Annotated in this window: 7 protein-coding genes and 3 tRNA genes; 7 read left to right on the top strand and 3 right to left on the bottom strand. The window is 72.8% G+C overall.

Features of this window, described 5'->3' with window-relative positions:
- The first annotated feature begins 25 nt into the window (after positions 1-25).
- A complete protein-coding gene (locus BLR33_RS05930; protein WP_093783163.1) occupies positions 26-1,285 on the top strand; it encodes an amidohydrolase in 1,260 nt (419 codons plus the stop codon).
- 24 nt (positions 1,286-1,309) lie between these two features.
- Here BLR33_RS05930 and BLR33_RS05925 read toward each other — a convergent pair whose 3' ends face one another.
- Positions 1,310-3,568, bottom strand: coding sequence for an FUSC family protein (locus BLR33_RS05925; RefSeq protein ID WP_143031637.1), 2,259 nt, complete (start codon positions 3,566-3,568; stop codon positions 1,310-1,312).
- Positions 3,569-3,662: 94 nt separating this feature from the next.
- Between BLR33_RS05925 and BLR33_RS05920 the strand changes: the two genes are divergently transcribed.
- On the top strand, positions 3,663-4,163 hold the full coding sequence (locus tag BLR33_RS05920) for a MarR family winged helix-turn-helix transcriptional regulator (protein ID WP_245771179.1): 501 nt from the start codon (positions 3,663-3,665) through the stop codon (positions 4,161-4,163).
- Positions 4,164-4,425: 262 nt separating this feature from the next.
- On the top strand, positions 4,426-6,156 hold the full coding sequence (locus BLR33_RS05915) for a TIGR03767 family metallophosphoesterase (protein WP_093783161.1): 1,731 nt from the start codon (positions 4,426-4,428) through the stop codon (positions 6,154-6,156).
- A 136-nt stretch (positions 6,157-6,292) separates the two neighbouring features.
- Here BLR33_RS05915 and BLR33_RS05910 read toward each other — a convergent pair whose 3' ends face one another.
- Complete coding sequence (locus tag BLR33_RS05910; protein ID WP_093783160.1) at positions 6,293-7,132, bottom strand: PhzF family phenazine biosynthesis protein; 840 nt, start codon at positions 7,130-7,132, stop codon at positions 6,293-6,295.
- 435 nt (positions 7,133-7,567) lie between these two features.
- Between BLR33_RS05910 and BLR33_RS05905 the strand changes: the two genes are divergently transcribed.
- The 4 genes from BLR33_RS05905 to BLR33_RS05890 all read left to right on the top strand — a co-directional run bounded on the left by BLR33_RS05905 (position 7,568) and on the right by BLR33_RS05890 (position 12,086).
- Positions 7,568-7,642 (top strand) — tRNA-Asp (locus BLR33_RS05905).
- A gap of 4 nt (positions 7,643-7,646) precedes the next feature.
- Positions 7,647-7,720 (top strand) — tRNA-Phe (locus BLR33_RS05900).
- Positions 7,721-7,999: 279 nt separating this feature from the next.
- The gene (gene hrpA / locus BLR33_RS05895; RefSeq protein ID WP_093783159.1) at positions 8,000-11,965 is read left to right on the top strand and encodes an ATP-dependent RNA helicase HrpA; all 3,966 of its coding nucleotides are present in this window, start codon (positions 8,000-8,002) and stop codon (positions 11,963-11,965) included.
- Between the two features lie 46 nt (positions 11,966-12,011).
- A tRNA-Asp gene (locus BLR33_RS05890) sits at positions 12,012-12,086 on the top strand.
- Positions 12,087-12,669: 583 nt separating this feature from the next.
- Here BLR33_RS05890 and bldC read toward each other — a convergent pair.
- Positions 12,670-12,876, bottom strand: a complete 207-nt coding sequence (bldC, locus tag BLR33_RS05885) for a developmental transcriptional regulator BldC (protein ID WP_003949541.1) — start codon at positions 12,874-12,876, stop codon at positions 12,670-12,672.
- Between the last annotated feature and the right edge of the window lie 492 nt (positions 12,877-13,368).

The following is a 13,368-nucleotide window of genomic DNA, read 5'->3' as shown; positions in this document are numbered from 1 at the left end:
GCGAACAGAGAAGGGGAGAGCAGCCGTGTCCGACGAAGCGGCCTCCGCCGTGCTGGCAGGCCTCGACGCCCTTCGGGGCGATGTGGAGGACTGGTACCGCGACCTGCACGCCCACCCCGAACTCGGCTTCGCCGAGCACCGCACCGCGGCCGAGGTCGCCGGCAAGCTGCGCGCCTGCGGCTACGAGGTCACCACCGGGATCGGCGGTACGGGGGTGGTGGGCGTCCTTGTCCACGGCACCGGCCCCGTGGTGCTGCTGCGAGCCGAACTCGACGCGCTCCCGCTCCGCGAGCGGACCGGGCTGCCCTACGCCTCCCGGGCAGGCGGGGACGGGGCAGAGGGACGGGCCGTGATGCACGCCTGCGGCCACGACGTCCACATGGCCTGCCTGCTGGGGGCCGCCCATCTGATGGCGGCCGCGCCAGGCGCGTGGCAGGGCACCCTCGTCGTGCTCTTCCAGCCCGCCGAGGAGAGCGGTGCCGGGGCTCGCGCCATGATCGCCGATGGGCTCGCCGAGCGCATACCGGCGCCGGACATCGCCTTGGCCCAGCACGTCTTCCACGCCCCGGCCGGCTACGTCGGCACCCGGGCCGGCTCGTTCCTCGCTGCCGCGGACACCCTGCGGGTCGTCCTGCACGGCCGCGGTGCCCACGGTTCGAAGCCGGAGGCGTCGGTCGACCCCGTGGTGCTCGCCGCGATGGTCGTCCTGCGGCTGCAGACGATCGTGGCGCGCGAACTCGCCGCCGCCGAGCAGGCGGTGGTCACCGTGGGGAGCATCCGCGCGGGCGAGGGCGCGAACGTCATCCCCGAGTCCGCCGAACTCCTGGTCAACGTGCGGGCGTTCGACGAGGACGTGCGCGCCCGGGTGATCGAGGCGGTCGGGCGGATGGTGCGCGCGGAGTGCGCGGCCTCGCGGGCGCCGCGCGAACCGGAGATCGAGCACCTCTCGTCCTTCCCGGCCACGCGCAACGACCCGGAGGCGACCGCTCGGGTGGCGGCCGCGTTCGGCCGCCACTTCGCGGACGCGGTCCGAGCCGAACGCCTCACGCCCAGCGACGACTTCACCGAGATTCCCCGTGCCCTCGGCGCTCCCTCCACGTTCTGGGTGATCGGCGGCACCGACCCCGCCGCCTACGCGGCGGCCGAGCGGGCCGGCACCCTCGCCGCGGACGTCCCCGTCAACCACAGCCCCCGCTTCGCCCCCGTGCTCCAGCCGACGCTGGACACAGGCGTCCGCGCGCTCGTCGTCGCCGCGCTGGCGTGGCTGGCGCCGCCGGCCGCCTGACGGCCCGGCGTCCCGGGAGGTTCCCTACGAGGGGGTGTCCGCGTCGGCGGAGCGGGCGGCGGCCGGGGCCGGGCGGTGGGCGGCGACCACACGGCTGTCGGAGGACGGCCGGCCTCCGGAGCCCTGGGTCGGGGACTGGACGGAGAGGTCGTGGAGGAGGTGGCGGAGGCGGTGCAGGGGGCGGGTGACCGGAGGGAGAACGGTGCCCGGGGCAGGGCGGTCGGTGCGGAGGGCCGCTTCGGCGCAGCGCAGGGCGCGTTCGACCGCGGGCTCGGGGCGGCTCTTGGGGGTGGGGGCGAGCGCGAGCGCGGTGGCGGCGTCGGCCAGCGCGCAGGCGGCGGCGGCGAGGTGGGGGGCGGGGGCCGGGTCGGCGGCGCGGCGCGGGCCGAGCGCGAGGGCCCGGATCTGCCGGGTGACGGCCGCGTAGAGGGTGAGGCGGTGCCGGACCAGCCGCGGGTCGTTGCCCCAGACGAGCGGGCGGGTCAGCGGCCGGGCGACGAGCGCGAGTTGCTGCAGCCGGTGGTCCACCACCCGGATCCGCGCGTCGAGTTCGGCGCTCCCGGCGGCGCCGCCGGCTTCGAGCTGCTTCGCGCTCGCCCGCAGTAGCTCGCCCAGCGCGGTGAAGTACCCGGTGCGGGCGCTGTTGACGGTGTCGCGCGTGCTCGTCGGCAGGACGACCAGTGCCACCCCGATCCCGATCGCCGCCCCGATCGCGGTCTCCTCCAGCCGCAGCATCAGCAACGACGCCGAGAATTCGTGGAGTTCGCTGTAGAGCTGGGACACCATGATCGTGACGAAGAAGATCATCGCCGCGTAGGAGAGCGTGACCACGTAGAACCCGCAGGTCATGCTGAGGATGATCACCGCGATGATCCAGTACGTGTGCCCGGCGGTCAGGTGCGCGAGCCCGATGCCCGCGCCCAGGCCGACCAGCGTGCCGACGACGCGGTTGACCGCCTTGATCGACGTCTCGGTACGGGTCGCGGTACCGGCGAAGGCGATGAACGCGGCCAGCACCGCCCAGTAGTAGCGCACCTCGTTGAGCTCGCGGCCGGCGAGGATCGCCAGCGTGCCGGCGACGGCGACCTGGACGGCCTGCCGGGTGGGCAGCGAGAGCCGCGCCACGGGGTTCCAGCGGCTGCGGGCCGCGACCCCGCCGGCGACCACCGCGGCCGAGCCGGGCAGCGCGCCCATCGCGAGGGCGACCGCGGGCTGGAACGCCTCCTCGCCCTCGACCCCGGCGTCCGGCACGCCCGCCTGACGGGTGACCGTGACGAACTCCCAGGCGGCGGTCGCCAGATGGCGGGCCAGGGAGTCGATGTCGCGGGCCGGACCGGGGTCCTCGGCTGCGAGCAGGGCGCGGGCCTCGCGCTCGGCGGCGACGTAGTCGCGCTGCGCGAGGAAGGTGGCGATACGGGCCGCCGCGGTCAGGTCGCGGGCGTCGGTGCCGGCCATGCCGTCGGCGGCCGCGGCCATCGCGTCGATCGCCAGGTGCACGTCGAGGGCGCGGCGCCGCACCGCGGCCCCGGACCAGCCGGCGGGCAGCGCGGCCGGGGTGCCGGACCAGCCCTCGATCACCAGCGCGGCCTCGGCCAGGCGCAGTTGGCGCGAGTGCAGCCGGCGCCGCAGCCGGGCCAGGCGGCGCGGGTCGCGGGGGTCGGCGGCAAGCAGATCGGCGCAACTGCGGGCCACCGCACGGGCCCTGGCGCCGTAGGCCCGCCGGACCCGGGCCAGGGTGCGCTGCGGGTGGGTGCGCAGCACGGTGGTCATCAGCAGCGTCACCCACACGGTGGCGAGCACCACCGCGAAGAGCAGGGAGGGCAGTTGGGCCATCGTCGCGTCCAGGAAGGCGGCGAAGAAGTAGCCCATCCAGAGCATGAAGCCGTAGAAGAAGAACGGCATCCCGAACCGGCGGATGTAGACGGCGGCGAACATCACGGCCACGAACGTGGCCAGCATGGCCGTGGTGTGCCCGGCGACCAGGACGCCGACGACCATGCCGCCGCCGATCGCCACCGGGAAGAAGGCGGCGGTGCGCGCCTTGGCCCGGGCGCTGCTGCCGTCACCCAGGGCCATCGAGCCCATCATGGCCATGACGGTGCCGAGCATCATCGCGATGAGGGTGCCCTGCGGGCCGCGGTCGTCGATCCGGCCGTAGCCGTACTCCAGGGCCATCGCGGTGCTCATCGCGACGGCCGCCGCCAAGGCGCTGCGCAGCCGCTGGAGTCCGGGGTCGGAGCCCACGACACGGTCCCACGTCTCGGATATCCAGCCCCTCGCCATGCGTTCCCGTGGCCCCTCTCGCCGACACCCGACCCTGATCATCGGTATGATGCCGATATTAACATGCACCATACCGGTATCAGGAGTGGCAACCGTGGCAGTGGACGGCGCGCACGGCGCGGAAGGCGGCGCCCCGGCGCTCGACGTCATCGAGCGCCAGACTGCGGTGCTGGTGCGCAACTTCGAGCTGCTGCACCGCCGCAGCGACGCGCACGAGCAGCTCGACCGGGCGGAATACCTGCTGCTCAGGGTGCTTGCCGAGCACGGGCCGCAGGACATCAACTCGCTGGCCGCCCTGCTCGGCCTCGACCCCTCCACTGCCGGCCGGCAGGTCTCCGCGCTCACCCGCCAGGAGCTGGTGGAGCGCACCCCTGCGGCCACCGACCGCCGGCGCTGCATCGTCACCCCGACGAGTGAAGGGCTGCGCCTGATGGAGGCCGTGCGCGCGGCCCGCTCCGAGCGGCTGGCCGGGCTGCTCGACGGCTGGGACGAGGAGGAGCTGCGGCTGCTCGGCGCGATGTTCACCAAGTACAACCGGGCGGTGGCCGAGCACTTCCTCACCCCCCCGGCCGACCTGCCGGTGCCGGCGCTCTAGCCGTACCCGCCGCCGCTCCGCCAGGCGGTACGGCCCCGCCCGGCACGCGGACGGCGATCCGCACCGGGGACGCGGGCGCGCCCGGCGACCCGCCGGCCTGCGGCCGGCAACGGCGGGAAGCCCCCCCGAACATTCACGCGCAGGACCCGTCACCGACGAGAAGGCACGGCACCCTGGCGGAGGCCCATTACCGGCTGGTAATACGGCCTCGCCGAAACGCCCGGGCAGAGCCGCAACCGACCCCACGTCAGGAGACCGTCCCATGCGCAGACGTACCTTCCTCACCGGCGCCGCGGCGGCGGCCGCCGCCGCGACCCTGGCGGAGACCCCCTACGCCACCGCCGCGGAGCGGGACCGCGCGGTCGCCGCCTCGGCCGCCCGCGCGGTCCAGCCGGCCGGCACCACCCTGGAGCAGGCGGCGCAAGCCACCGGCACGGGCGCGTACAAGAGGCTTGCCGCGGGCCCCGGTTGGCCCCTCGTCGTACGCTCCGAACTGGCCCCCGCCGGCGCCGGGCGCGACGACCGCCGCACCGGACTCGCCTCCTTCGTGCAGTTCACCGACCTGCACCTGGCCGACACCGAGTCCCCGGTCCGCTTCGAGTACCTGGCGAAGTACATCGACTCCGCGCACCGCCCGCACGAGGCGCTGACCGTGCGCGGCGCCGCCTCCCTCGTGGACCGGGTCAACTCCCTTTCCGGCGGCCCTTACACGGGGCTGCCGTTCTCCCTGGTGATGGCCACCGGTGACAACACCGACAACCACGAGCTGGTCGAACTCGACTGGTACCTCACGGTGATGAGCGGCGGCGCGATCACCCCCGGTACCGGCGACCCCTCCCGCTACGAAGGCGTGCAGAACTCCGGCTCCGCGCTGTACTGGAACCCCGAGTCGTCCTTCCAGGACGACTACAAGGCGGCGGGCTTCCCCCAGGTGCCCGGCTTCCTGTCCGCGGCCGGCCGGCCGTTCACCGCGACCGGTCTGCGCACCCCCTGGTACACCACCGTCGGCAACCACGACGACAGCATCGAGGGCACCCTGCCCGACCTCGGCCTGCTCAACTCCCTCTACACCGGCGGCGGCAAGATCGAAGGCGTGGACGACGCCACCGCGGCCAAGCTCGCCGACGCGATCCAGCACGACCCGGCCGCCGCGGTCACCCTGCTGCTCACCCTCCTCGAAGGCGGCGGCCCCGTCCGCCAGGTGACGCCCGACGCCCGCCGCGCCCCCTTCACACCCGAGCAGTTCGCACGGGCCCACCTGGACCCGGCCCGCACCGGCGCCGGGCCGGTCGGACACGGCTTCACCTCGGCCGCCGCCTCCAGCGGCAAGCTCTACTACACCTTCCCGGTGGCCCCCGGCGTGCTCGGCGTCAGCCTGGACACCACCAACCGGGCGGGCTGGGCGGACGGTTCGATCGGCTCCGCGCAACTGAAGTGGCTGGAGTCGGTGCTGCAGACCTACAGCACGCACTGGTACGACACCGACGGCAACGTCGTACGCCGCGGCTCCCAGGACCAGTTGATCGTCCTGTTCAGCCACCACACCAGCACCACCATGGGCAACACGCTGCCCGACCCGTACCACCTCCTCGACGGGCGGCACACCGGCACCGAACTCGTCGCGCTGGCGCAGCGCTACCCCAACGTCGTCGCCTGGGTGAACGGCCACACGCACGCCAACCTCATCACCCCGCACGGCCACGCGGTGCCCGAGCGCTCCTTCTGGGAGATCAACACCGCCTCCCACGTGGACTTCCCGCAGCACGCGCGCGCGGTGGAGATCGCCGACAACGGCGACGGGACGCTCTCGCTGTTCACCACCCTGCTGGAGTCCGCGGCCCCCTACGCCACCGACTTCGGCTCCACCACCGAGCCCAACCTGGCAGCGCTCTATCGGGAGTTGTCCTTCAACGACCCCTACGCCACCCCGGCGGCCAAGATCGGCGGCAGCGGAGACCACAACACCGAACTGCTGCTGGCCAAGCCGTTCTGAACCGTCCCGGGCCGTTCAGGCCGCGGGTCGCTGCGGGTCACCCCTCACACGCCCGAACGCCCCTCTGACGGTTTCCGCGCTCCTCCCGGATGCGCCGCCATCCCCCCGCGCACCCTGCGTACGGTGCCGGTCCCGGCTACGGGATCGGCACCGCCGTGCCGCCGACCGCGATCCCGCTGCCCGGCTCCCGCGGCACCGCCACGCGGATCACGCTCGGCCGGCCCATGTCGTCTCCCTGGTGCACGGTGAGCACCGCCGGCAGCTCCACCAGGCCCAGCTCCCGCAGATATCCGCCGAACGCGGCCGCGGCCGCCCCCGTCGCCGGGTCCTCCACCACACCGCCGGGCGGGAACGGGTTGCGGGCGTGGAAAACGGCCGGCGACTCCCGCCACACCAGGTCCACCGTCGTCCAGTCGCGCCGCGCCATCAGGGCGCCGAGCGCGGCCATGTCGTAGGAGAGCGCGGCCAGCCGGGCGCGGGTGCGGGCGGCGAGCACCGGGTGGCGGGCCCCGGCGTAGGCGACCCGTGGCGGCAGCGCGGGGTCGAGGTCGTCCGGCGACCAGCGCAGCGCGGCGAGCAGTTCGGCGAGGTCGTCCGCGGCCAACGGTTCGGTGTGCGGCGGCACGCTCACCAACTCGGCCCGCAGCGTGCCGTCCTGGTCCTTCACGGTCGCCACGCGGACCAGGCCGGCCGGGGTGTGCAGCCGCAGCTCGCCCGTGCCGTGCCGCTCGGCGTACGCGACGGCGGTCGCGATGGTCGCGTGGCCGCAGAACGGCACCTCGGCCAGCGGGCTGAAGTACCGCACGTCCAGCTCCCCGTCGGGCCGCGGCATCACGAACGCGGTCTCGGAGTAGCCCACTTCGGCGGCGACGGCGAGCATCTCGGCGTCCCCGGCCCCGGTCGCGTCGAGCACCACACCGGCCGGGTTCCCGCCGCCCGGATCGGTGGCGAAGGCCACATAGCGCGTCACGTCCACGCCCCTCACCGTATCGGCAGCCCCGGCACCGCGACGAGCCCCGAGGCAGTCCCCGAGGCGCGACCCCCGGCCCGTCCGGCACCCCCCGGCCCCCCGGCCCGCGCGGGACCGCCCCACCCGGCGCCCCCGGCCGCCACCGTTCAGCCGCAGCCCGCGGAAGCCCCACCCGGACGCGGCACGGACGGCAGCCCTGACGGGCGCCCCGACGGACCCCGCGCGCCCCTCCCGCCGGCGCCGGGCGCGGCTTCGCTCGTACGGGGGGCCGCCCCGGTTCTGATACGCTGATCCAGCGACATCGGCCCGCCGAAATGTCCGACCGGCGACCGGGAATCCCCAGGGTGTTCCAGGAAGCGGCGGCGGCTCGGCGCGGAGGTCGCGGAAAACCGATGCGGGACCAGTGGCCGTCATGTGTCAGACTTGTCCCGCGTCACGCAAGGTCCTGTGGAGCAGTTTGGAGTGCTCGCCACCCTGTCAAGGTGGAGGCCGCGGGTTCAAATCCCGTCAGGACCGCTGCGGCTGGGTAGCTCAGTTGGTACGAGCGACCGCCTGAAAAGCGGTAGGTCGCCGGTTCGACCCCGGCCCCAGCCACCGCACGACGAGGGCCCGTCTCCCCAGGGAGGCGGGCCCTCGTCGTTCTCCCGCCCTCCGGCAGCCCGCACCACGACAACCTGCACCGCGAGAGCCCGCACCCCGTACCGCGGCCCCGCACTGCAGCCAGTACACCGGGCCCCCGGACACCCCCGCGGGCACGGCCGCCAGGACGCGCGCAACCCCCGCCGCCCCGTACGCCGCAGTCCCCGCGGACGGTCCCACCCCGGGAGAATTCACTCGCCCCCACTCACCCCCAGGTGAGACGATGGGTGACGTATGTCTACGCAACCCTCCCCCCTGGACTTCGGCGCTCTTGCCGCGCGCCTGCCCGCGCTCGCGCTGCGCGACGAGCAGCGGCTCGGGCGGCGGCTCGACGGTGCCCGGCGGATCCGCAAGCCCGAGGCCCGGGCGGCGGTGCTCGCCGAGATCGCCGCCGAGATCGACAAGGCCGAGGCCAGGATCGCGGCCCGGGCGGCCGCGGTGCCGGAGATCACCTACCCGCAGGCGCTGCCGGTCAGCCGCAAGAAGGACGACATCGCGGCGGCCATCCGCGACCACCAGGTGGTGATCGTCGCCGGCGAGACCGGCTCGGGCAAGACCACCCAGATCCCGAAGATCTGCCTGGAGCTCGGCCGCGGGGTGCGCGGCCGGATCGGGCACACCCAGCCCCGCCGGATCGCTGCCCGCACGGTCGCCGAGCGCGTGGCGGAGGAGCTGGACACGCCACTGGGCGAGGCGGTCGGCTGGAAGGTCCGCTTCACCGACCAGGTGGGCGACTCCACCCTGGTCAAGCTGATGACCGACGGCATCCTGCTCGCCGAGATCCAGACCGACCGCGAGCTGCGGGCGTACGACACGATCATCGTGGACGAGGCGCACGAGCGCAGCCTCAACATCGACTTCATCCTCGGCTACCTGGCCCAGCTGCTGCCCCGCCGCCCCGACCTGAAGGTCGTCATCACCTCGGCGACGATCGACCCGGAGCGCTTCTCGCGGCACTTCGGCGACGCCCCGATCGTGGAGGTCAGCGGCCGTACGTACCCGGTCGAGGTGCGCTACCGGCCGCTGCTGGAGGAGGACTCCGAGGACCCGGACCGCGACCAGGTGACCGCGATCTGCGACGCGGTGGACGAGCTGCAGGCCGAGGGCCCCGGCGACATCCTGGTCTTCCTCTCCGGCGAGCGGGAGATCCGCGACACCGCCGACGCGCTGGGCAAGCGGCAGCTGCGCGGCACCGAGGTGCTGCCGCTGTACGCGCGGCTGTCGTCGGCCGAGCAGCACCGGGTCTTCCAGCAGCACTCCGGCCGCCGGGTGGTGCTGGCCACGAACGTGGCGGAGACCTCGCTCACCGTCCCCGGCATCCGCTACGTGATCGACCCCGGCACGGCCAGGATCTCCCGCTACAGCCACCGCACCAAGGTGCAGCGGCTGCCGATCGAGCCGATCAGCCAGGCCAGCGCCAACCAGCGCAAGGGCCGCTGCGGCCGTACCGCGGACGGCATCTGCATCCGGCTGTACTCCGAGGACGACTTCCTCACCCGGCCGGAGTTCACCGACGCCGAGATCCTGCGCACCAACCTCGCCTCGGTGATCCTGCAGATGACGGCGGCGGGCCTGGGCGACATCGCGAAGTTCCCCTTCATCGACCCGCCGGACAGCCGCAACATCAAGGACGGCGTGCAGCTCCTCGAAGAGCTCGGCGCGCTCGACCCGAAGGCCGGCGACCCGCGCAAGCGGCTGACCGACACCGGCCGCAAGCTCGCCCAGCTGCCGGTGGACCCGCGGCTGGCCCGCATGGTGCTGGAGGCCGACCGCAACGGGGTGGTCGGCGAGGTGATGGTGATCGCGGCCGCGCTGTCGATCCAGGACCCGCGCGAGCGCCCGGCGGACAAGCAGGCCCAGGCCGACCAGCAGCACGCCCGCTTCCGCGACCCCACCTCGGACTTCCTGTCCTACCTCAACCTGTGGCGCTACCTGCGCACCCGCCAGCGCGATCTGTCCTCCTCCGCCTTCCGCCGGATGTGCCGCAGCGAGTTCCTGAACTACCTGCGGGTCCGCGAGTGGCAGGACATTTACAGCCAGCTGCGTACGGTCGCCCGGCAGTTGGGCATCGAGACGCCGCCGGAGGCCGCCACGGCCGAGGACGCCGCCGACCCGCAGCGCGTCCATGTCTCGCTGCTGGCCGGGTTGCTGTCGCACCTGGGCCTGAAGGACACCGAGAAGAACGAGTACCTGGGCGCCCGCAGCGCGAAGTTCGCGATCTTCCCCGGCTCGGCGCTGTTCAAGAAGCCGCCGCGGTGGATCATGTCGGCCGAGCTGGTGGAGACCTCGCGGCTGTGGGCCCGGGTCAACGCCCGCATCGAGCCCGAATGGGTCGAGCCGCTCGCCCAGCACCTGGTCAAGCGCAGCTACAGCGAGCCGCACTGGGAGAAGGACCAGGCGGCGGTGATGGCGTACGAGAAGGTGACCCTGTACGGGGTGCCGCTGGTCACCGACCGCAAGGTGAACTACGGGCGGATCGACCCCGAGGTCTCCCGCGACCTGTTCATCCGCAACGCCCTGGTCGAGGGCGACTGGCGCACCCACCACCAGTTCTTCCACGACAACCGCAAGCTGCTCGGCGAGGTCGAGGAGCTGGAGCACCGCGCCCGCCGCCGCGACATCCTGGTGGACGACGAGACGCTCTTCGACTTCTACGACGCGCGCCTGCCCGAACACATCGTCTCCGGCGCCCACTTCGACTCCTGGTGGAAGCACAAGCGGCGCGAGTCCCCGGAGCTGCTCACCTTCGAGCACTCCATGCTGATCAACGAGAACGCGGAAGCCGTCACCAAGGCCGACTACCCGGACTCCTGGCGGCAGGGAGCCCTGAAGTTCCGCGTGACCTACCAGTTCGAGCCCGGCGCGGACGCCGACGGCGTGACCGTCCACATCCCGCTCCAGGTGCTCAACCAGGTGGTGCCCGACGGCTTCGACTGGCAGATCCCGGGCCTGCGCGAGCAGGTCGTCACCGAGCTGATCCGCTCGCTGCCCAAGCCGATCCGCCGCCACTACGTGCCCGCGCCCAACTACGCGAAGGCGTTCCTGGACCGGGTGGCCGCGGGGCCGGACCGGCTCACCGGTGTGCTCGCCCGCGAGCTGCAGCAGATGGTGGGCGTGCCGGTGACCGCCGAGGACTTCGACCCGGACAAGCTGCCGGACCACCTGCGGATCACCTTCCGGGTGGTGGACGAGCGGCGGAGGAAGATCGCCGAGGACAAGGACCTGGAGGCGCTCAAGGAGCGGCTGCGGCCCAAGACGCGCGAGGCGATCACCCGGGCCTTCGAGCGGTCCTCGGACCCGGCGCTGGCGGGCGTGGAGCAGCGCACGGGCCTGACCGACTGGACGGTGGGCACCCTGCCGCGCACCTTCCAGGCCCGGCGGGCCGGCCAGCCGGTCAAGGCGTACCCGGCGCTGGTGGACGAGGGCGCCTCGGTGGCGGTGCGGCTGTTCGACACCGAGGCGGAGCAGGCCGAGGCGATGTGGCGGGGCACCCGGCGGCTGATCCTGCTGGGCGTGCCGGTCAACCCGGCGAAGTTCGCCGCCGACCGCCTGTCGAACCAGCAGAAGCTCGCCCTGTCCCGCAACCCGCACGGGGGCGTGCAGGCCCTCTTCGAGGACTGCGCGACCGCGGCGGCCGACCGGCTGATCGCCGAGCACGGCGGCCCCGCCTGGGACGAGGAGGGCTACCGCAAGCTCTTCGACGCGGTGCGGGCCGACCTGGTGGAGCTGACCGTCCGCAGCGTCCAGCAGGTGCAGCAGGTACTGGCCGCCTGGCACTCCTGCGAGCGCCGGCTGAAGGACACCGCGAGCCCGGTGCTGCTGGCGAACGTGGCGGACGTCCGGGAGCAGCTGGACGGGCTGGTGCACGCCGGCTTCGTCACCGAGGTGGGCCTGAAGCGGCTGCCGCACCTGATGCGCTACCTGACGGCCGCCGACCGGCGGCTGCAGCAGATGCCGACGGGCGTGCAGCGCGACACCACGCGGATGGAGAAGGTCCGCGAGATCCAGGGCGAGTACGCCCAGCTGCTCGCCGAGCAGCCCGCCGGGCGGCCGGTGCCGGCCGCGGTGCGGGAGATCCGCTGGATGATCGAGGAGCTGCGGGTCAGCTACTTCGCGCACGCCCTGGGCACGGCCTTCCCGGTCTCCGACAAGCGGATCTTCAAGGCGCTCGACGAGGCCTGGTCGGGCCTGCGGCACTGAGTTCGACCGCACCCCCTGACCTGCGGTACAGTCAGTCCCGCAGCGAGGTCCTGTGGAGCAGTTTGGAGTGCTCGCCACCCTGTCAAGGTGGAGGCCGCGGGTTCAAATCCCGTCAGGACCGCTCACGTTCGACGATCCCCATCGATCCCCACTGATCGACTGCGAGGCCCGTACCCGGCAACCGGGAGCGGGCCTTTCCGCTGCCCACGGCAACCCACGGCAGCACCCCACGGCAACGCCCCCGCCAACTTCCCGCGCCCGCACCCCGCGCCGACAAGGGCGCGCCCACCGGGGGCATGAGGCCGCCGGCCCGGGGTAGCCGATGACCACTCAGTAAGCCCGTCCCCACTACCGCATGGCGGGCAGGATCCTCAAGTACGCAGCATGTGACGGGAGTCACGGCAACTTGTGCCCGCAGGCCGGAACCAGGACCCCTCCGCAGAGCCCTCGATAGAATATGTGCAATGGTACGTGCCCGCAGGGGCGTGACCGGGGACACACAATCGGCGCGAACAGGCATCGGGCTGGGCGGCTTTGAGGCACAAAAGAGGGATCGCACCGGACCCGGCGGAGTCCGATGCGATCCCGGTGAAGCTGTGGTGAAGCGATGCGGTTCGTCCCTCAGGCCCGCCGATGGGGGCGGTCAGGCCGTCAGGGGGCGGCGGGTGCGGGGTAGGGGCCCCGCAAGCCGCCCGAAAGGGCTGTCAGGCCTCGCTGCGCTGCTGCGGAATGCCCGCCAGCAGCGCGCGGACCTCCGCCTCGCGGTAGCGGCGGTGCCCGCCCAGCGTGCGGATCGACGTGAGCTTGCCGGCCTTGGCCCAGCGCGTGACCGTCTTCGGGTCGACGCGGAACATGGTGGCGACCTCGGCGGGGGTAAGCAACGGCTCGGCATCAGGGGTGCGAGCGGTCATGAGCGGCCTCCTCGAGAGAACCGAACCAACGCGGTTCTTTCCTCTTAAATTCTGCACCTTGACCCGCGTTGCCCGATATGGCGGACGCGGGCCGAGTCGGTAATAGGACGAACGGCTTGTCCTCGGCACTACAACTACACCATCCGTCCAGCCGCGTCGGCCAAACCGATGGATTTGCCCTCTCAGGTGTTCAAGCTCGACGGAAGCCGATGGACCGGCTCATAGCGGACAGTCACACCAACGTGACGATCAGTCACAGCGCGATCATCCGCAACATCCCCACCTTCGATGCGAGCCCGAGGCGGACCCGATGTCCCATTTTGGCATGACAGATGGTGATGCAGGCAAGAGTTCAGTTACGTGCTCTGCGTCACGCTTGGGCCATGCATGAGCCAATGGCACCAGCAGCAGGGGCGGAAGCCGACCGAAGCCGGACAGGAGACAACACCCGGCACAGCAGGAGACAACAGCCCGTCAGGTCTCGGCGGCACC

Origin of the sequence: Actinacidiphila guanduensis (assembly GCF_900103985.1) — a bacterium.
In the GTDB taxonomy this organism is placed as follows: domain Bacteria; phylum Actinomycetota; class Actinomycetes; order Streptomycetales; family Streptomycetaceae; genus Actinacidiphila; species Actinacidiphila guanduensis.
The sequence above is the reverse complement of the archived record's forward strand: the minus strand, read 5'-3'. Positions and strand labels throughout refer to the sequence as shown.

Excerpts from the sequence above, each read along its gene's own strand:
- BLR33_RS05915 (WP_093783161.1), top strand. The coding sequence starts at position 4,426 with ATGCGCAGACGTACCTTCCTCACCGGCGCCGCGGCGGCGGCCGCCGCC.
- BLR33_RS05925 (WP_143031637.1), bottom strand. The coding sequence starts at position 3,568 with ATGGCGAGGGGCTGGATATCCGAGACGTGGGACCGTGTCGTGGGCTCC.
- bldC (WP_003949541.1), bottom strand. The coding sequence starts at position 12,876 with ATGACCGCTCGCACCCCTGATGCCGAGCCGTTGCTTACCCCCGCCGAG.
- hrpA (WP_093783159.1), top strand. The coding sequence starts at position 8,000 with ATGTCTACGCAACCCTCCCCCCTGGACTTCGGCGCTCTTGCCGCGCGC.